Annotated in this window: 20 protein-coding genes; 13 read left to right on the top strand and 7 right to left on the bottom strand. The window is 66.8% G+C overall.

What is annotated here, in order from left to right:
• Window positions 1-254 precede the first annotated feature (254 nt).
• The 8 genes from EV644_RS18115 (at window position 255) to EV644_RS18075 (ending at window position 6,133) form a co-directional block, all read left to right on the top strand.
• Window positions 255-449 carry a hypothetical protein gene (locus EV644_RS18115; protein ID WP_132189475.1) on the top strand — a complete coding sequence of 65 codons (195 nt, stop codon included), beginning with the start codon at window positions 255-257 and terminating at the stop codon, window positions 447-449.
• Between the two features lie 25 nt (window positions 450-474).
• Window positions 475-792, top strand: a complete 318-nt coding sequence (locus tag EV644_RS18110) for a hypothetical protein (RefSeq protein ID WP_132189474.1) — start codon at window positions 475-477, stop codon at window positions 790-792.
• A 97-nt stretch (window positions 793-889) separates the two neighbouring features.
• Entirely contained in the window at window positions 890-1,360 is a 471-nt protein-coding gene (locus EV644_RS18105; RefSeq protein WP_132189473.1) for a hypothetical protein, read from the top strand.
• Window positions 1,361-1,697: 337 nt separating this feature from the next.
• Entirely contained in the window at window positions 1,698-1,922 is a 225-nt protein-coding gene (locus tag EV644_RS45400) for a hypothetical protein (protein ID WP_199239885.1), read from the top strand.
• Between the two features lie 59 nt (window positions 1,923-1,981).
• A complete protein-coding gene (locus tag EV644_RS18095; RefSeq protein WP_241998330.1) occupies window positions 1,982-3,013 on the top strand; it encodes an alpha/beta fold hydrolase in 1,032 nt (343 codons plus the stop codon).
• A 48-nt stretch (window positions 3,014-3,061) separates the two neighbouring features.
• Complete coding sequence (locus EV644_RS18090) at window positions 3,062-3,892, top strand: methyltransferase family protein (protein ID WP_132189472.1); 831 nt, start codon at window positions 3,062-3,064, stop codon at window positions 3,890-3,892.
• Between the two features lie 685 nt (window positions 3,893-4,577).
• Window positions 4,578-5,336 carry an MBL fold metallo-hydrolase gene (locus tag EV644_RS18080; protein WP_132189470.1) on the top strand — a complete coding sequence of 253 codons (759 nt, stop codon included), beginning with the start codon at window positions 4,578-4,580 and terminating at the stop codon, window positions 5,334-5,336.
• A 611-nt stretch (window positions 5,337-5,947) separates the two neighbouring features.
• On the top strand, window positions 5,948-6,133 hold the full coding sequence (locus EV644_RS18075; protein WP_132189469.1) for a hypothetical protein: 186 nt from the start codon (window positions 5,948-5,950) through the stop codon (window positions 6,131-6,133).
• Between the two features lie 544 nt (window positions 6,134-6,677).
• Here EV644_RS18075 and EV644_RS18070 read toward each other — a convergent pair.
• On the bottom strand, window positions 6,678-7,544 hold the full coding sequence (locus EV644_RS18070; RefSeq protein WP_132189468.1) for a GNAT family N-acetyltransferase: 867 nt from the start codon (window positions 7,542-7,544) through the stop codon (window positions 6,678-6,680).
• A 133-nt stretch (window positions 7,545-7,677) separates the two neighbouring features.
• Between EV644_RS18070 and EV644_RS18065 the strand changes: the two genes are divergently transcribed.
• A complete protein-coding gene (locus tag EV644_RS18065; protein ID WP_199239884.1) occupies window positions 7,678-7,881 on the top strand; it encodes a hypothetical protein in 204 nt (67 codons plus the stop codon).
• A gap of 549 nt (window positions 7,882-8,430) precedes the next feature.
• Here the strand turns inward: EV644_RS18065 and EV644_RS18060 are convergent.
• The 4 genes from EV644_RS18060 to EV644_RS18045 all read right to left on the bottom strand — a co-directional run bounded on the left by EV644_RS18060 (window position 8,431) and on the right by EV644_RS18045 (window position 11,030).
• Window positions 8,431-8,619 carry a hypothetical protein gene (locus tag EV644_RS18060; RefSeq protein WP_132189467.1) on the bottom strand — a complete coding sequence of 63 codons (189 nt, stop codon included), beginning with the start codon at window positions 8,617-8,619 and terminating at the stop codon, window positions 8,431-8,433.
• A 76-nt stretch (window positions 8,620-8,695) separates the two neighbouring features.
• On the bottom strand, window positions 8,696-8,899 hold the full coding sequence (locus EV644_RS18055; RefSeq protein WP_132189466.1) for a hypothetical protein: 204 nt from the start codon (window positions 8,897-8,899) through the stop codon (window positions 8,696-8,698).
• A 625-nt stretch (window positions 8,900-9,524) separates the two neighbouring features.
• A complete protein-coding gene (locus EV644_RS18050; RefSeq protein ID WP_132189465.1) occupies window positions 9,525-10,451 on the bottom strand; it encodes a YncE family protein in 927 nt (308 codons plus the stop codon).
• Window positions 10,452-10,694: 243 nt separating this feature from the next.
• Entirely contained in the window at window positions 10,695-11,030 is a 336-nt protein-coding gene (locus EV644_RS18045) for a hypothetical protein (protein WP_132189464.1), read from the bottom strand.
• A gap of 638 nt (window positions 11,031-11,668) precedes the next feature.
• Between EV644_RS18045 and qcrB the strand changes: the two genes are divergently transcribed.
• The gene (qcrB, locus tag EV644_RS18040; protein WP_132189463.1) at window positions 11,669-13,222 is read left to right on the top strand and encodes a cytochrome bc1 complex cytochrome b subunit; all 1,554 of its coding nucleotides are present in this window, start codon (window positions 11,669-11,671) and stop codon (window positions 13,220-13,222) included.
• A 293-nt stretch (window positions 13,223-13,515) separates the two neighbouring features.
• Here qcrB and EV644_RS18035 read toward each other — a convergent pair whose 3' ends face one another.
• On the bottom strand, window positions 13,516-13,998 hold the full coding sequence (locus EV644_RS18035) for a DinB family protein (RefSeq protein ID WP_132189462.1): 483 nt from the start codon (window positions 13,996-13,998) through the stop codon (window positions 13,516-13,518).
• Between the two features lie 500 nt (window positions 13,999-14,498).
• Here EV644_RS18035 and EV644_RS18030 point away from each other — a divergent pair, with 500 nt between their 5' ends.
• Genes EV644_RS18030 through EV644_RS18020 form a run of 3 tightly spaced genes read left to right on the top strand, consistent with a single transcriptional unit; the run spans window position 14,499 to window position 17,266 of the window.
• Window positions 14,499-15,173: a hypothetical protein gene (locus EV644_RS18030; RefSeq protein WP_132189461.1), complete on the top strand. Its 675-nt coding sequence runs from the start codon at window positions 14,499-14,501 to the stop codon at window positions 15,171-15,173.
• A gap of 60 nt (window positions 15,174-15,233) precedes the next feature.
• The gene (locus EV644_RS18025; protein ID WP_132189460.1) at window positions 15,234-15,905 is read left to right on the top strand and encodes a response regulator transcription factor; all 672 of its coding nucleotides are present in this window, start codon (window positions 15,234-15,236) and stop codon (window positions 15,903-15,905) included.
• Window positions 15,902-17,266 carry a sensor histidine kinase gene (locus EV644_RS18020; protein WP_132189459.1) on the top strand — a complete coding sequence of 455 codons (1,365 nt, stop codon included), beginning with the start codon at window positions 15,902-15,904 and terminating at the stop codon, window positions 17,264-17,266. The genes EV644_RS18025 and EV644_RS18020 overlap by 4 nt, the downstream gene beginning before the upstream one ends.
• A 30-nt stretch (window positions 17,267-17,296) precedes the next feature.
• On the opposite strand, the gene EV644_RS18015 is transcribed toward EV644_RS18020, so the two are convergent.
• Window positions 17,297-18,334 (bottom strand): LolA family protein, encoded by a 1,038-nt coding sequence (locus tag EV644_RS18015; RefSeq protein WP_132189458.1) that lies wholly within the window; start codon window positions 18,332-18,334, stop codon window positions 17,297-17,299.
• Between the last annotated feature and the right edge of the window lie 34 nt (window positions 18,335-18,368).

Here is an 18,368-nt window from a genome sequence, read left to right as displayed (position 1 = left end):
TCACGCGCCTCTGCGTCCGAACTGTGCTGAGGTCGTCGATGAGTCGCGCTGGGCACATCGTCGATCACCAACCGCGCGCAGCCCTCCGGGACGACCGGCGCGCCGATCGCCTTCCGTCGTACCGCACCTGAGAGAAGGTGGGACGGTGGCGCCGGCGCACGGTCCATCGTTGGGTGCGTAGGTCGACGCCGCCGATCGCCAGCAAGTCGAAGCCGACGTAGGAGGCCGGCACTGTGGCGACCAGGTTGCGCGCCATGGCCGGCGACGTGACGAGGCGCCGCTGCAAGGCGCCGAACCCGATCCGGCCGTCCGCGGCGACGATGACGAGCTCGCCGTTTATCTTGAGCCGGATGCTGGGTTGTGCTGTATTGCTTGGCCGTGAGCGTTGTGGACATGTCCACAACGGCGTGGTTGACCTGCTGGCCGCCGCGCGCCGCAATCTCATCTGAGCTCGGACAGGGTGACACTGTGGCCATGGGCAACTTGTCGCCCGAACTCGACTGCCCTGAGTTCGCCGTGAGCAGCGGCCAGTTGGTCGCGCGGCTTGGCGATTTTCCGCGGCTGAGTTCTTGGTTGCGCAGCTATGGGTTCGACGTGCTGCGCAGCTTTCGATTCCTGCGCCGCCGCATAACGGCCTGGGAGCGTGCCGAGCGATCACCTCAAACGTGCCATCCGATCACCCGTGCGCGGTCGTGCCAGCACTACCACAGACCGGTCGATTGTGGCCACGGAGTGACGCTGGGTATGGCTCTGCGGATGCCTGGACAGGCGCAGAGCATCGGAGCAACATGAAGGGGCGCGTCGCATGCGAGGGGGGCTCGGACTGCCGCGCATAACCTGAGGTGCCCTGATCAGGCAGGGCATGCTTCCGATCGAATGGGGGGAACACATGTTCCGTCGCTTGTTTGCCGGTCTGCTGACCACAGGACTGCTGCTGATCGCCGCGCCGGCGTTCGCGCAGCCGCCCATGACCGAGACTGTCACCGAGAAGAACGTCGTCGAGACCTTCGTAGACGTCGTGCCCACCTGCGAGGGTGGCGGGCCGCTGTACACCGTCACGACCACCGTCAACCGGATCTCTCACATCACCGCGTTCGACGACGGTCGCAGCCACGAGACCTTCACCGACACCGGCACGTTCGTCGCCGTACCGCTCGAGGACCCGAGCCTGCCCAGCTACAGCGGCAAGCTCACGGTCTGGGGCGGCTTCAACGCCAACGGCGGCGCGGTGAACGGCACCTTCACCTTCAACATCCGCGGGACGGGGTCGGACGGCTCGACGTTCAGCAACCACGTCACCGACCACTTCAACGCAACGCCGAACGGAACGGAGTTCTTCTTCACGCACTGCCACGACTGACGACGATTGGCCGCCGCCTCGCCGAACCCTTCGCTGGGTTGGTGGGGCGGTGGCGTTGCGCGACCTCAGGGCTCTGAGAGGCCCGGCTTCGACGGCTAAGCGTTCCTGGCGCTGGGCCGGGCGGGGTGGCCACACCCAACGGCCGACCCGGCCGCACTCACTAGTCGCACGACCCTCTGAGGACCATCGAGCCTGCTCGAACGCTTGCGACGCCGTAGGCGCTCGTGACGCGCAGATGCTCGGATGGCAGGGGTACCGGGCTACGCACGACCAGTCGGCGGGTCGAAAATCAAGGCAGGCCAGCCAGAGCAGCTAACACCGACCATCGCCTTACAAGTTGGACGATGCACGCGCTGATCCCCGGCCAGCGCGACCCGACCGTACTCGCGGCGATGGCCAGGGCCGGCTGCGCGCCAAGACCACCGCGCTGCAGGAGGCGTTGACCGGGTTCTTCACCGACCACCACGCCGCCATCCCGCAGAGGTTGAGCATTCTCGGGTCGCCCAAGGCCAACGTGCACTCACCGGCCGCGATCCGCGCACATGCCGATGAGCTGCGGTAGGGGCGGTGCCGGCCAAGACCCTTGAGCCAATCGCGACCTCACTGCTGTTCACTGGTGTCGTGGTTGCACAGGAACAGCGCCTGGGGATGGCGCACTTGGCCGATGGCGGGCGGGTGGCCTATGCCCTGACAGGCAGCGGGCCGTTCCTGCTGGTTGCGCCGGGATGGCTCAGTCATCTCGAGCTCGGATGGGCCATCCCCGCCGAGCGCATGTTCCACGAGTCGCTGTCGTCGGGCCGCACGTTGGTGCGCTACGACCGCCCTGGTTGTGGCCTCTCGGACGCATACGACGGCCCTCGCACGATGGCGCTCGAGCTTGCCACGATCGCCGCGGTGACCGAGGCGCTTGGCGTCACCCGCTGTGAGGTTCTGGGCTGGTCGCTTGGGGCGGCGGTGGCCGCGCAGTGGGCCGCCGATCACCCGGAGAAGGTTTCGCGTCTGGTGCTGTACGGCGGCTGGGCGACCGGTGACGCCATCGGCGACGAGGACAGCAAGAGGCACATGCTCGGGCTGCTTGCCTCTCACTGGGGTCTGGGATCAGACCTGCTCACCGATCTCTTCGCACCCGAGGCTGATGCCGGCACCCGCCTCGCGCTCGCCCGCTACCAGCGCGCAGCCTCCTCGCCCGAGACAGCGGTCGCCTTGTTGCGTCTCGCTTACGCCCTGGACGTGCTTCCGAGCCTCGCGCGGGTGCAGGCGCCGACGCTGGTGCTGCACCGGAGCGGAGACCGAGCCGCTCCGTTCGACCAGAGCAGGGCGCTCGCCGACGCGATCCCGGGTGCCCAGCTCGTGGAGCTCGTGGGTCGCTCGCACCTTCCCGCCATCGGGGATGTGGAGTCGCTGGTCGAACAGGTGCGACGCTTCCTCGGACTGCCACGGCTACGAAGGACCGTTCCCACGGGACTCACCGCCCGCCAGACAGAAGTCGCGGCCCTCGTGGCGGACGGCCTCACAAACCGCCAGTTGGCCGACCGTCTGGGCATCACCGAACGATCCGCCGAGTCGCACCTCGAGCGGATCCGGCTGCGGCTCGGGTTCAGATCTCGTTCCCAAGTCGCAGCCTGGTACGTCGCGCGCCAACCGCACAAGTGAGGTAATTCCACGGCTGCGCCGGGGACGGCCACCCCGCAGCATGGAGACATGTCCAGACGCCCTGCCCATCTCCTCCTCTCGGCCGCCGCCTGGTTGGGGTTCGTCGTTGTCACCGTGTGGACGATGGCCTTCCTCGCCGGCGTGGTCGTCCCCAGGACCGTCGACGGGCCCGACCGCACGACTACCGCTCGCGCGGTCGCCATCGACCTGGCGCTCCTGCTGTTCTTCGCCGTCCAGCACTCGGTGATGGCGCGTCGTCAGGTGAAGTCATGGCTGAGTCGGCTGATCCCGACGGCGCTCGAACGCACTTCCTACGTGCTCGCCACAGACATCTGCCTCGTGCTGCTGCTGGTGCTCTGGCAACCCTGGGGTGAGCAGATCTGGCACGCCGAGGGCGCGGTCACGGTCATCGCCTGGTCACTCTTCGCTGCCGGTTGGGCGCTGGCGATCACCGCAACGTTCGCGATCGATCACCTCGAACTCGTTGGGCTGCGGCAGGCCGGATGGACGGCCGCTCGAGACCCCGGTCTCCCCTCTGACCTATATGTCGGCGGTCTCTTCGCCGTCGTGCGGCACCCGTTGATGACGGGGCTGGTGCTGGCCTTCTGGGCGACACCACGGATGGGCGCATCGCATCTTCTCTTCGCCCTCGCCGCGACCGGCTACATCGCCGTTGGGATCAGGTTCGAGGAGCGCGACCTCCGCAACACGTTTGGAGCGTCCTACGACGACTACGCCGCCCGCGTCCCCGCCCTCCTGCCCAGACTTCCCATCCGGCGAGGCTCGGTGCACAGCCCAGACACTTCGCGTCGTGCGATGCGTCGGCGAACCGCCGCCGCTGACGACGTTCGCACCGAGATAGGTGAGGACATGGGCTGAGGGCCAGGACAGCGGCCACGGCAGGTAGCCCAGCTCGGAGCGCACGCCGTCGTATGGATCCAGACGACGCTCTAGCCTGGCGTCGAAGCGTGCGGATACCTCTACGTCGAGCCCGACAAGATCGCTCAACTCATCAACGATGTCCTCGATGTCTTCGTCGCCCTCGGGAGCGTCAAGCGGGACTTGCGCAACCAAGGCGACATTCGTTCCCCGAACCTCGACGCCCATGGCGTGCACGTTTGTCGGGATAAGACCCAGCGCAGCCTGGGCAGCTTGGGCGACCAGGTAATTCTCCCAGACTGGCACTCGGGGACGACTCTGCAATCCAGCGTGACCGACCTGACCCCGGACGTCGGCGCTTCGGACAAGCCACTTCCCGGACCCGCACCCGTGAGGCTACCCGTCCCGCCCCCGGCCGAGAACCCACCGCGATCCGGGGCCAGCCGCCCCACTCGCGTCGGCGCGCCGGAGGCGTCAACGTGGAGCGCCCCACCAGACGAACGACGTTGACACCGACCAGCGCCGACGCACCATCGAAGGCTCCCCGGACACAGCCCTTGACAACCTGAGCAACAGAAGGGAGCTATGTGAGTGCGTTCGGGGACCACCGCCGGTCCCCAATCCGGACCCGAAGGGCGTGGCGTTGCAACTCGCGCCGGTCGGAGACACCTGACAAAGTGAACGGATGCTGAATCAGGTGGCCGACGGCGTCTGGGTCCGGCAGAGCGAGTGGGTCTGGAGCAATGCCATCGTGGTGCGCGGGGAGGGTGGGTTGATCCTGGTCGATCCCGGCATCGACGGTTCCGATCTGAACCAGCTCGCCGAGGACGTGGACCGGCTCGGCATTCCGGTGGTCGCCGGGTTCTCCACCCATCCCCACTGGGACCACCTGCTCTGGCACTCCCGGTTCGGCGACGTGCCGCGCTACGCCACCCCCGGCGGCGCCCAGGCTGCCAGTGAAGCCCGAGATCGGGCGCAGACGATGGCGGCGGAGAGCGCGTCGGGCATCCCTGTCGAGCTGATCGGGCTCCTCACCCCGCTGCCCGCGGACGGGGGACCCGTGCCGGGCGAGATCGTCGAGCATCAGGCGCACGCCATTGGCCACGCCGCGGTCCTCCTCGCGGACCGTGGCGTCCTGCTCGCCGGCGACATGCTCTCCGACGTCCTGATCCCGCTCCTCGACCCTCGCCGCCCCGATCAGGTGGGCGCCTACGAGACGGCACTCGACCGGCTCGGTGAGGCCGCCCGGCACGCCGATGTCCTGGTCCCCGGCCACGGGGCCGTTGCCGAGGGTCCCGAGGTGGCGGCCCGCCTGGCCGCCGATCGTGCCTACATCGACGCGCTACGGCGAGGAGAGGAACCGGTCGACGCCCGTCTGGGTCAAGACTGGCTCTCCGGCCCCCACCAGTCGAACCTGGAGCAGGCCCGACAGTCATCCGGATGAACTTCGGCGTCATCGCGCTCATGGTCGCCACCCGGTGAGCCTCCGATCGGCGGCGACGAAGGCAGGCACCGTGTTAGCAGATCTGTTAGCTAGATCCGGCCCCAGACGCACGGAACCCCAGGTCAAGTACGGCGTGCCCGCGGTTTCTCTATGAGCCGCCCGTCGGAATCGAACCGACGACCGTCTCAATACGAGTCCGTTCCATTTAGCGCCTCCCCGTGCCGGGCCGCCGACCGGGAGCGCTGATCGTACTCAGGGGTCGGCGGTCGTTGCTGGCTGTTCAGGGGCCCTTCGGGGGCATCTCAGGGGCACGTCCTTGTGAAAGCCGAGCGACCTCGATGGGAGCGCGGGCGCGGTACTGCGCTATGGGACAACGAGACTGAGCATGGCAGCGTATAGGGAGAAAGCACTGGTTCCAGGATCGGGGCGGCGACATGAGGCACGAAGGACGGCGGTCACGTCTGGCAGCATCGGTATTTGCCGGTGTGGCCGCTCTCACGCTCGCGGCGTGCGCCGCCCAGCCCAGCGGTCCCGGCACAGCCGGCGGCTTGCTGCCATCGTGTTACGGCCCAGGGCCAGATCACAATCTCACGCCGAGTCGGGTAGTGGAGGTGTATCAGAACGGCAACCTGGTGAGGCGCCAAACCTTCCGTAGCGACAAGGATCATCAGCAATACGAGTTCGAACTGGCACCGGGCAATTACGACATCAAAGGCCCAGGGATTGCGCCGATCCCCGTTCGGGTGAAGTCAGGCGAATATGTAACCGCCGACCTGCCGATCCCCCTATGCCTCTGACTGGAACAGACGGATTAGAACTCACGACTTCTCATGACGAGTCCGTTGCCCTCAGCCCCAACCCCGCGACGACCCCCGACCTTGAGCATTGATCGTGCTCAGTGGCCGGGGGTCGTTGACGGCTGTTCAGGGCCTTCAGGGCACCTCGGGGGCACGAACCCTAAGATTCAAAGTTGCTGACCGGCCATCTCTGGCGGTCCACGCGGGGGTACCTGCTATCGAGCGCTGAGCGTGAACCCGACCCGAACTCGCTCCGGCCGTCCACGGCAGTCCATGCCGTCTGTTACTGATTTCGGCGCTTCGAGGTGGTTGGCTGGTTTGTACGGCTGACGGACGGTCATTTGCGCAGTACGTCGTTGGTATGCGCTATGCGGATGACGGATGGAACCGCCCTCGTCGGCCGGACTCCCTCGGAGTTGGAGCAGTGGACGTTCGATCGAGTCGAGAGCAGAGCACCTCGTACGGCTGCCGCACGAGGCTCTGCCGCGCACGGCCGCCGTACGTGGTGCTGCCGCATGGTGAGATGGTCCGGGAGACCCCGACGTCAGACCTTCCGGATCCGGTCGGCGATCTCCGGCCTCGCCGCGAACCCGGCCGCCTTGTACGTCGCGACGCCGCCGACGTTAGAGCTCGGCGTGCACACGCGCACGCTCGACGAGCCCATCTCCCGCAGTGCGGCCGCCCCGGCGACCGTGATCGCCCGGCCATAGCCGCAGCCGCGGTGGTCCGCATGGACGCCCATCGGCTCGACCAGTCCCGGCTTCCCCGGGCCGGCCGACCAGACCGTCACCACCGCCGCGGGGTTGCCCTGGTCGTCGTAAGCACCCAGGCATCGGGCGTCGGCGTAGAACGGTCCCGCGGACATCTCGTGCCGGTACTCGCGCGTGGGCCTCGTGGTGTTGAACGCGGACCGCAGGACGTCGGCGAAGTCCTGTGCCTGCTCCAAGCCGATCGCCTTGATCCACACGTCGGGGTTCTCCACCGCTTCGGCGAGGTCGCGGAAGAGCGGCGTCCACGGCTCGCCGACACCCCAGCCCTCCTTGGTCAACAGGTCGTGGAGCAGCAGGCCCTGCGGCGCCTCGATGGACACCGCTCCTTCCGGCAGCACGCCGCGCTCAGGCAGCGAGAAGTCCTCGACGAGCCGCCGCGCCAAGTCCTCGTCCTGGAAAGCGTCAGGAGCGACCGTCATCCGCACCAGCGTCGGCGAATCCAGCATCCCGACAGCGAGGATCCGTCCGTTCCGGCTCCAGGTCCGGACCACCGCGGCCGTCTCGGCCGTTCCGAACCGGTAGTTCCAGCCGATGTCCCCGGGATGCAGCTGCATCGGCGCTTCGTCGTGCTGCCACTCCCGCAGCGCCGCAATAGCCTCGCGCACCCCGTCGGCCGTCGGCGTACTCAGCACAATCGTCATAGCCGGGATCTGACACCCCCGTCTCGGTGGCGTGCAACCGATTAACGTAGCAACCCCGCCGTCGCGAACTCCTCACCCCCGGTCCAGGGACACCCTCCGGTAGACGCGGGCGGGAGATGAGACAGTTGCTGCAATGAACCCTTCCAGCGAAGCCGAGGTCGGCGAACTTCTGCACCAGCGCGGCTGGCGGAAGACGTTCACTGTCGCCGAGATGGTAGGCGCGTGGGACTCGCTCGAAAGCGAGGTCGAGCGAGGCTACGAGGATCTGGTCGACGAGTACACCCAACGACCTCTACTGCCGGAACTGGCTACAGCTGGCTTGGCCCCTGCTGGATGATCACACGATCTCGTCCTTACAGGAGACCTCGGACGATCCCTCCGCTCGGCGGGCGCCATCGGCACAGATCCGGATACTGGCGCTGCCTCAGCGCATGATCGAGCCTGCGTCTTCCCGTCTGCCGTTCAGCCCACGCGTAGCGCGATCAGGAGACGCCAGAGGGGCCAAGCAAGGTGGAGCGCCCCACTGGACGAACGACCTTGGCCCCTCTGGTGGCTCCTGAGAGGTCCTGACTGGGCTGAGCGGCAGGCGGGAAGACACACCCCGATCTCCACTCCGACCTAGCCGGCCAAATCGACCCGTCATCCCGGAGTCGTGAGGCCCCCGCCGGAGGCAAATGCTCTTGGCTCTGGTGAAGAACTCCGAGAGCGGGCGCGGGCGGTGAACGGCCGGAGGCCGCATGCGCACGTCCGCGCCGCGCGCCGAAGGCGCGCCTTGATCCAAAAGAGCCAAATTCGGCAGACGCACGCAGCCGGGGCCGAGCACCCTACGGTGATGCTTCCGTCCGATGCAGGGGCCGGTCTCTGGCGTCGAGCTGAGACGGATGGGTCAGAGCACACCGAGCAGCTTCAATAGCCCGCCTACGGCAGTGGTGACAGCAGCACCTGCAGTGAACCCACCGAGGACGAAAGTCCAAACTCGCATGCGGTTCTCGTGGGCCAGCTGTTTCTCGCTGCGGCGCCGTTCGAACTGGGTGAGGTGGAATTTGGCCAAGGCTTTCAGCAGGTTCTCATCCACCGTCTGAACGCCGATACGGGGCCCAATGTCGGCACCAGCCTCGACCCACGCATGGAGAACCTCTTCATCCAGCTTCTCAAAGATCGGCCTTACCGCACTTATCGCCTCGGCTTCGGCGCTCGTTTGGGCGCTGGCCTGCGGCGATGCCGTAGATCGCAGTGTTGTGCTGGTATCCCGCCCAGACGTGGTTCTCAAGATCGCGGTGGAAGACCAACATCGACCAAGCTGTCGCGGCGCGAACCGCCCAAAGGGCGATCTCGTCCGCGTCGCCGCTCTCCATACGGCGCTTTGTTTCGACCGAGAAGGTGCAGGGCATCTACCCCGCCGGGAGCACCGCCACGTACCTGGCTCGCTGAGCCGTCAGGCGGTGTCGACGTACCCGTTTCCGACCGATCGGCGCCGAAAGTGACCAGGATTCGGCCTCGTCGGACGACAGCGCCGGATATCGTGACCGGCGCGTCCCGGGTGGGCATTAGTGCTTACCCCGTAAGCCGCGCTCGCCGACGGGCGAACCCGACACCGTGCAGGACTTGCGGTTTGCGCTCAACGGCATGACACGGTTCGTGACGCGAACTGGAGTCAACTGGCGCGGGAGAAGTTGGTCAGCGGGGGTCGTCAGCGATACCAGTGACGTCTTAGGAGAGCAGATGACACGCCAACGCGCAGCCTTTTAATCCGCTGCAACCGGGCACAGGGGCAGGTAGTGCAGCCGTTCCCAGTGCGGACACCGATGGCGGTGCCAGCTGATCGATTCGTCTCGTCGGCACGGGACGCCGCCGGCGGCACCACACCGGCCGCGCGATCCAAAAACCGGGGACTGACAGCACGCTCCATCGGCAAGGTCGCGCTTCGCTCACGGCATGAGCCTGCGCTTCGCGGGGGACTCACCCGCTGCGGCGCCTCGGCTACGCCGCAGTCTCGGCAGTGAGCAGATCGCCCGTCTTCCGGTCGCGAGCTACCAGCCGGCCGTCGAGCAGGGCAACTGTCAGGGGTTCCCTCCCGGTTAGCCACCTTCGCACAACCCGCAGGCTCTCAGCGTCGATCGCCACCACGTCGCCCGCTCCAGGCCGCGCGATCATCAGTTCTCGCTCGTGCCGCGGCATCCAGACATCTCCGAGGAACATCCATACTCCACGGGTCTGCGGCGGCTGACCAAGCCAGCGATCCTCAACCGTCAGCGAATCGGTGTCGAGTCTTACAACGGTGTCGTAGTCGACAGCCCACAGCTCTGATCCGCCAGCCCGCAGGAACGGAGCCGGATTGCCGAAACGCCCCGCGAGTGGAACGTCGCGGATCACCGATAGATCGGTCGGGTCGCACACGACAAGGTCCGACGACCGCTGGACCCCGAACACATACTCCCCGCCGGGAAGCGCAACCACGGACATGACCGATTGCCACACAGGGTCGTACCTGTCGTGATCGAACCAGTCGAGGCGACGAACCCGAACGTCCCGATCACCCACCTCTGCAAGGAAATACCCGGGCGCGCCGGTAGCAACATCATCCAGGTAGCTGACGAACACCCGCTGATGACCCTCAAACGCGTCGAGATCTCCAGCGACGCTCGAAGTCCAGCCGCTGACGTCAACACGCACCAAAGGCTCAGCCAGCGAAGACCACGAGCGAACCGACACCGCGAAACGGCCACGAAAGCCATGTTCCACAACGACGGAATCGGCCGCCGGCGCGGCTGACAGTCGAAGGTGGGTGGCGCCGCCAACCGGAACACGATCCTGCGTCCCAGTCGCACCGTCGAAGCGCCAGACAGCGCCTCCGTCAACCCAGCCAAGATTATCGAACGCGACGGTGTCTCCCGGGCTCGTGATCACGCACCAACTCTGATGTAACCGGTGTCGGTGGCGCAACCGGTCCTCGACATGCCCTCGCATCACGGCCGCCCACGGGTTCGCTGAGGCCAATCGGCGTTGCCACAGTGGCGCGAGAACGCCTGGATGCCCGCTCGATCCGTTGACCGAGCCAGAGGTCCTGGCCGACCTGTGGGAGGCCACCGCAAACACCTAGGAGACGCAGTGAGACGTCACCGATCCACCAAACGCGGCAGATCCGGACAATCAGCGCTGGCGCCGCGCACGCATGAACTCGGCCCGGGCGTCGCGCCTCCGCTGCTCGTCCTTCGCCCGCTTCTCGGCGCGATCAGGCATCGTTACGCGGTCGACCTCCGCGTCAACATCGAAGGCAGGGTAAGCAGCAGATAATGCAGGACGCACCAACTCGAGCCGAGCACCCTGACTGAGCAGCCACCAGAGCACATCCCCCGGGTCCACCCAGCCGGAGTCTTCGTCAACGTAAGCGAAGGACGACCAGCCGCCGGCCTGCCGCCACCAGATCAGCACCCGATCCTCGCTCTGCGGCGAGACTGCGACCTCATCAACCTTCCTCAGGTCCACACAATGACCCTACCGGTGCCGCGCTTGTCGACGGAAGCGCGATGATCGGCACATCAATGCGGCTGGCCCCGCGTGGGAGGCACGCCGAAGGCGCCCGCGATGCTGATAGAGATGGATTCGGCACTGGTCACCGCCTGCGGCTGATGCCGCCTACTTCCAAGGCGGTCAGATGCCAGTCCAACTGGCCTACCGGTGGCCGTAGGCAGCCGACGCGCGTGCCATGGTTTGTGCCATGAACTCGCGTCTAGCCGGCGACATCGGACGCAGGGTGTTCAACCAGGTCACCGAGCTGACCAACCGGACCGCGTGTCTGTGGAGCGCTTTCAATCGCGTTCCTGGTGCAGCCGTCGAATCAGCTCAAGGTTTTGCGCCGGACCTCCGCCAGTCGGTGGGACCGCCTGGGATCCCCCGGGCTGCAAGATCAGCCCGTGCGCTCTGGCGTCGTCGACACTTTCCTCCCGTTCTGGTTGTGATTTGGCTCATAGGTGGCCGCGGTTCTTGCCGCCTACAAGCCTGACTGCGGCCTTGTCTGCAAGGTGATCTGGGACGGCGATGTCACGAAACGGGGGGCTGCGCAGTCTTACAGGTAGCCGCGGATTCGCGGCCGGAGTGGACAGTGATGGCGAGAGGAGGAGCCGATGCACCGCTCGATGAGAAACCTGCGGGGAAGGGTGTTCCCCGACCACTGGTCGCTGTTGTTCGGCCAAATCGCGTTCTACAGCTTCGTCGTGGTGCTGGTCACCGGCGTGGTCCTGATGGTCCCCTACGAACCGTCGGTCGACCACGTCGTCTACGACGGCCCGTACGCGCCCCTTCGCGGCGTGTCGATGTCGCGGGCACTGGATTCGACCCTGGCGATCAGCTTCGAGGTTCGCGCCGGCTTGCTGGTGCGCCAAGTCCATCACTGGGCGTCACTGCTGATGGTGGCAGCCATCATGCTGCATCTGCTGCGGTTGTTCTTCACCGGCGGGTTCCGTCGACCACGGCGGCTGAGCTGGCTGGTCGCCTTCGGGCTGCTCATCGTCACGCTTGGCGCCTGCCTCACCGGTACTTCGCTTCCGGACGACATGCTCTCGGGCTCGAGCCTCGCTGTCACCGATGGCGTCGTGAAGGCTATCCCGATCGTCGGCTCCGACCTCTCGGCCCTCCTGTTCGGCGGGGAGTTCCCGGGCAACGTGATCGCCCGCTTCTATCCGTTGCACGTGTACGTCCTGCCCGCCGTACTCGTCGCGCTCTTCATCGCCCTCGCGGTCCTCGCCCTCAAGCACGGGCCCGCACAGTTCGCCGGACCCGGGCGAACGAACGACAATGTCGTGGGTCGCCCGGCGGTTGTTGCCGCGGTCAAGGGCGCCGGCCTGTTCTGTTTCGTGGTCGGCGTCGCGTTGTTGATGGGCGCCACGGCGACCATCAACCCGGTCTGGATGTACGGCCCGGCCGACCCGGCGAACGCCTCGGCAGGAATCGGCCCGGCGTGGTATCTCGCGTTCCTGGACGGCGCGCTTCGGCTGGCGCCGGGATGGGAGGTCGTCTGGTGGGGCAGAACCGTCACCCTCGCCATCCTGCTACCGGTCACACTCTGCACGCTGTTCCTCGTACTGGTCGCCGTCTACCCGTTCATCGAGAGCTGGATCATCGGCGACCGGACTGATCAGAACCTCCTCGAACGACCTCGCAACAACCCGACCCGAACTGGCATCGGCGCTGCCGGCATCGTCTTCTACGGCGTCCTGTGGGCCGCGGCCGGCGCCGACACCATGGCCGTCCTGTTCCACCTCTCGGTCAACTCGCTCATCCACCTGTTCCAGGTGCTTTTGATCGTCGGTCCGCCGGCCGCCCTGGTCCTGACCCGTCGCATCTGCGTGGGGCTGCAGGGACGGGATCTGGAGATTGCGGTGCACGGGATCGAGACCGGCCGGGTCGTCCGGCTGCCGGACGGCGGGTACATCGAGGACCACCGCCCGGTCAACGCCTATCGACGCTGGCGCCTAGCCGGCTTCGCCCCCGCTGCGCCGGCGCCACTTCCCGACACCGGCCATCGCAGCTCCCCGGCACGACGGCTGCATGTCCGTCTGGCGACATTCTTCGACCAGGACCGGCTGACTCCATCGGCGCGAGACCGCCCATTGCCTCTTGCGCCTGGGAAGCAGGCGATCCGACCATCCCCGAAGTCCGGCGCGGAGCAGCAGACCTGAGGAGATACCTGGACATCGGGGTCAGCGGAGCCAAGACGCTCGCGCTCGTACGAGGCACTCCAGCCCAAGCCTTCTCGCCGCCTCGCGACTGTTGACCAGGCGAGCCGGCGTAGCTTCGTGAGACCGGACAATCGAGCGGCCAGGGGGACGGGGGCCAACGCGCGATCAGACGCCTAGGCCTTGTTTCGAAAGTCGGTGAGCAGTTTACGGATCGGTCGGGCCTGACACGACGTTCCACTGGAACTGGGCGTTGAGGTCTTCAAGGCAGGGCTGGCAGATTGTGAGACGGGGCTTCAATGGCCTGTTGTGCCGTCGATAGCCTCTCGGATGATGTCGGCGTGACCATTGTGCCGCGCGGTTTCCTGGACCATATGGACCAGGATCGCCCGCAAGTTGACCTCCGCTCCCCACGGCGTCGTGACCACGTCGTCGAGCCCGCCGGCGGCCACGATCGCCCGGGCCCGCTCGCAGGTCCGTAGGTACTGCCCGACCAGAGCGTCGGCCGTCTCATCGGGACCGACGCGAAACTCCGCATCTGGGTCACTGTCGGTCGAGAACAGATCTGGCTCGGACAACCCTCCGTAGATCTTGAGGAACCAGCCATGCTCCGTCTCGGCCACGTGTTTCACCAACCCCAGCAGGCTGAGTCCAGACGCCGTCATCGGCCGGCGCAGCAGCTCGCCATCGAGCCCGTCCAGCTTGCGAAGCAGGGTGGCGCGGTGGAAGTCGAGCTGCTGTGTCAGCGCGTCGCGCTCGTCAGCCAGACGATTCGGCATGGCCCGCTCCACAGGCGACGTAAATACCGTGCGCCGACAATACGACCGACGTTCGACAACACCTGCTGTCCAGAGAGCCCGAACGCACCATGGTCAAGTCCAGCCTGCTGGCCGTCCGCTGCCGCCAGCCCAGCGACCAGCATCACGCTCCGATCGGGTGGTCCGCCCCGCCTCTCGCGGGGCAGGGGTTAGTGGATTCTTATGCCACCTGGACTTCAGGAGGCAAGGATCGGAAGGCGTGGATATCCGACGCAGTCTGTGGCAAAGGTGCTGGACCCGCTTGAGGTCGGCCGCAAGGTCATGGACGTGGCGGGGGACCGACCTGCCACCGCAATGAGGCCCGCCGACTCTCACGCGACCAAGAAACGCAGACATTCTTGCCGGCCCCTTCTAAGGAAGCTCTAAAGCTGGCTGAAACCACACCTGAGGCCGCGCTGTTTGTGTTGTCGCCACGGCGCCGGTTCTCGTCCGGCGCGCTCAGTGGACGAAAGGGAATCACGATGATCAAACGCACACGGCTGGTCGCGGCCGCGGTAACGCTCGTCGCGCTGGCCACAACCGGTACTGCGTCGGGGGCGACGTCCGGTTCTCATCCGAAAGCCGGCGCCGCGAAATCCGGTGCCGCGGTGAAGGTGGAGGGAAAGTCCAAGCCGGCCAAGGATGCCGACCTCGCCAAGATCGCGGCGAAGCTCGGGGTGACGACCGACCGGCTCAACGCCGCGCTGGTCGCGGCCAAGAAGTCGCTGGCCGGCTCGAACAACGTTACGCCGGAGGCATTCGTCAGGGCGGTCGCGGCAAAGCTGGGGCTGCCGGCCTCGCGGGTCAAGACCGCCGTGGAACCGTTGTTCCTCAAGCCTGGGCGCACTCGTGCCGACGACGGCAAGCGGGCCGGCAAGGCGGAGAAGGATGGCAAGCAGGCCGGTAAGGACAAGAAAGGGGCGGACGACCCACGGAACTCGCCGTTCGCGAGCAACGCCGCAGCGGCACGGTTGGCCGCGGCGCTCGGCGTCAGTCAAGCCAAGGCCAAGGCCGCCCTGGTCGCCGTGGTATCGGCTCCCGGCGGAATCGTTCCGACGTCCAAGGCCTTCGGTGATATCGCTCACTCGCTCGGGGTCAGCGCCGATCGGTTCACGACCGCGTTGGGGGATCTGAAGCAGTCACTGGCCAACGGCTGACAGCCGCCGAGTCTCACATCATCATCACAACTTCATGATCGACGGCGAGGATGGACGACCATGCGGATACTTGTCGTGGACGATGACCCGGCTGTTCGGCGGTCCTTGGAGCATGCGTTGGGCCGCGACGGCTACGACGTGGCATCCGCCGCTGATGGGGCGTCCGCCCTCGCGGAGCACGGCGCGTTCCGCCCGGACGCGGTGGTGCTCGACGTCCTCATGCCCGAACCGAACGGGCTTGAGGTATGCCGGACGCTGCGTTCGGGCGGGTACGACACGCCGATCCTGATGCTCACGGCCCGGGACCTGGTCACCGACCGGGTCGCCGGGCTCGACGCGGGGGCCGACGACTACCTGGCCAAGCCCTTCGCCCTGGAGGAGCTGCGGGCACGACTTCGAGCCCTGCTGCGGCGCAGCGGCGCAAGGGCCGAGGTGCTGCACTTCAGCGACGTCGACCTGGACTTGAGCGGCCGCCGGGCCGAACGCGCCGGCCGACGCCTGGATCTGACCAAGACGGAGATGTCACTGCTGGAGCTGTTCCTGCGCAACCCCCGCCGGGTGCTGAGCCGGACCCAGATCTTCGAGTCCGTCTGGGGCTACGACTTCGGCCCGGAGTCGAACGCGCTGTGGGTCTACATCAGCTACCTGCGAAGCAAGCTCGAAGCGGACGGCGGCAGCAGACTGATCCAGACGGTGCGCGGCCTGGGGTATGTCCTGCGCGAGGAGCCATGAACCTGCGCACCCGGCTGGCGATCGCCGGAGGGTCCATAGCCGCCGGCGCATTGGTGCTCGTTTCAGTGGTCCTGTATCCGGCCGTGGAAGCCAGCCTCCGTGGCCAGATCGACAGGTCCCTGGTGGCGGCCGCCGGCCAGGCACCGGACGTGGCGAAAGCCATCAAGGAGAAGTTCAGGGGGACGTCCAACGAGGGGGCCTTCCCAGCCGTTCCACTGGGGATAGGGAGCACCCAGCTGCAAATCGTGCCGGACCCGGTCCGGGCCGGGCCATCGGCGCAGTTCGTCGACCTCACAGACCGCGACGTCACCGTCGCGAACGGAACCGCCGCTGCCTACTTCCGTAACGCGGTGTACGACGGTGTCGCCTACCGCGTCTACACCGCCCCATTCCCAGGAGCACCAGGCACGCTCGTGCGCACAGCGATCCCGCAATCTGATCCCGCACCCACCCTGCGCCAACTCGCCTGGCTGCTCGCCGCATCGACGGTGGCCGCCGGACTCCTGGCGGCACTTGCCTCGCGCCTGGCCGCACGCCGCGTCCTGCGACCCGTACGTCGGCTCACCGAGACCGTCGAAATGATCCGCACGACCGGCGACCTGGCCATCCCGATCCCCGCCGACAGCCAGGATGAGATTGGCCGGCTCGGCTCCGCGTTCGCCGGGATGACCGCCGCGCTGGACGAGTCCGTCGGCGCCCAACGGCGCCTGGTGGCCGACGCCTCGCACGAACTGCGCACACCACTGACGAGCCTGACCGTGAACCTCGAACTGCTGGCGGAAGACCTGGCCGACCGGCAGGCCCCACACCTCGCCGCCGAAGCGCTCGATCAGGCCGGCGAACTCAGAGCACTGATCAACGACCTGGTCGACCTGGCCCGCTACGGCCAGCCCGCTTTCCACACTGAAGACGTCCGCCTGGACCTCGTCGCCGAGCGCGTCGCGGCCCGCGCGACACGTCGGGCAGCACAGATCGGATTCGACCTGACCTGCGCGCCCACCCTCGTCCACGGAGACCCCGACGCCCTGGAACGCGCCGTTGCGAACCTGGTCGACAACGCCGTGAAATGGAGCCCGTCCGGCGGCCGGGTCCTGATCAGCGTCAAGGAGGGCACTCTCGACGTCGCGGACACCGGCCCTGGGATCCCCGACAGCGACCTCAAATTCGTCTTCGACCGCTTCTACCGCTCACCCGCTGCCCGCGCGCATCCCGGATCCGGATTGGGCCTGGCCATCGTCCGACAGGTCGCCGAGGCTCATGGCGGGACGGCCGAAGTCGTGCCATGTCATAGCGGCGCGCTACTGCGCCTGAAGCTGCCGGTGTGTAGCGAACACGCTGAGCCCTGGGCAACACCGAGTTGAAGGTCTAGGCGGAGGTCTGGCTTTGCGCTCTCAGGAGAGCGCGGCGATCCAGTTGCGCAGGTTCGCGTCGGTCACTTCGCGGGCCGGCGTCACGTGTGCGAACGTTCCGTCCGAGGCGACCAGCGCGATCGTCACCTGCGTGAGATCCGGCGGGACCGTCATGTCACCCGAGAACACCCAACTGGCGGCGCCCTTGAAGTCGAGGCCGACCGGAGCGGCGAACGTTCCCGCCGACTTCGAGATCGAAGCCGCCAGTTGGTCCACGTCCTTGGGGTTCAACAACGAGCCCTTCCAGTCCTCCGGCGGCATGACCAGCAGGAAGCCCACGACCGGAGGCTTACCGGCTCGCGTCATCGGCAGCAGACGGCCGAGCGCAGTCCGGATCCCGTCCGCCGATCCTGCCACGATCACGAACGGCTTTCCGCGGTACGACGTGCTGTTGACGAACCCGCCACCGACCGCGTTGAGCCGGAAGCTGCCGATCTCGTTGGGCTCGACGTCACCGCCATCCGGCGGCACCTCAGTCGACTCGGCATCCGGCGGCACGTCGGTCGACTCGCCTTCCGGGGTCGCCACGGACGAGTCCGCGCCCGGCGGCAACTCGGTTGAGAAAGTGTCGGCCGCGATCACCGGGTCGAAGGTCACCTCGGTGATGACATCCGAGCTGCCGTACACCATCACCAGGCCGGTCTTCTCGTCCAGCGCGATCTCTCTGGCGTCCATGTCCGGCATCTGGTCACTGGATTCCACCTTGTCGCAGTGGTAGCGGACCGCCTTCCGCCCGAACAACGTCCGCGTGCCGAGCCGCTTCGCCGCTGGACACAGCTGTTCGAACTCCTCGGTGTCCGTCCGGTAGAAGAAGGTGAGGTCGGGGGACTCGTCTTCGCCTGGATTCTCGATCCGCCGGTATTGCGGGTCCTCGTCGGGGTTGTAGAGCAGCAGTGCCTTGCCGTCCCAGACCTGGTAGTACCCCGCTTCCGAGCCGGTGAGCACCGTCAGCCGGAATCGCCTGTTTCCGTCCGCGATCACCTCGAACGACTCCGAACCGCCGTCGTCGTCCGTGGACACGCCTCGAACCCTGACCAGATCAGGCGATACCGTT

It is taken from the genome of Kribbella orskensis, assembly GCF_004342085.1.
Taxonomy (GTDB): Bacteria; Actinomycetota; Actinomycetes; order Propionibacteriales; family Kribbellaceae; genus Kribbella; species Kribbella orskensis.
The sequence above is the reverse complement of the archived record's forward strand: the minus strand, read 5'-3'. Positions and strand labels throughout refer to the sequence as shown.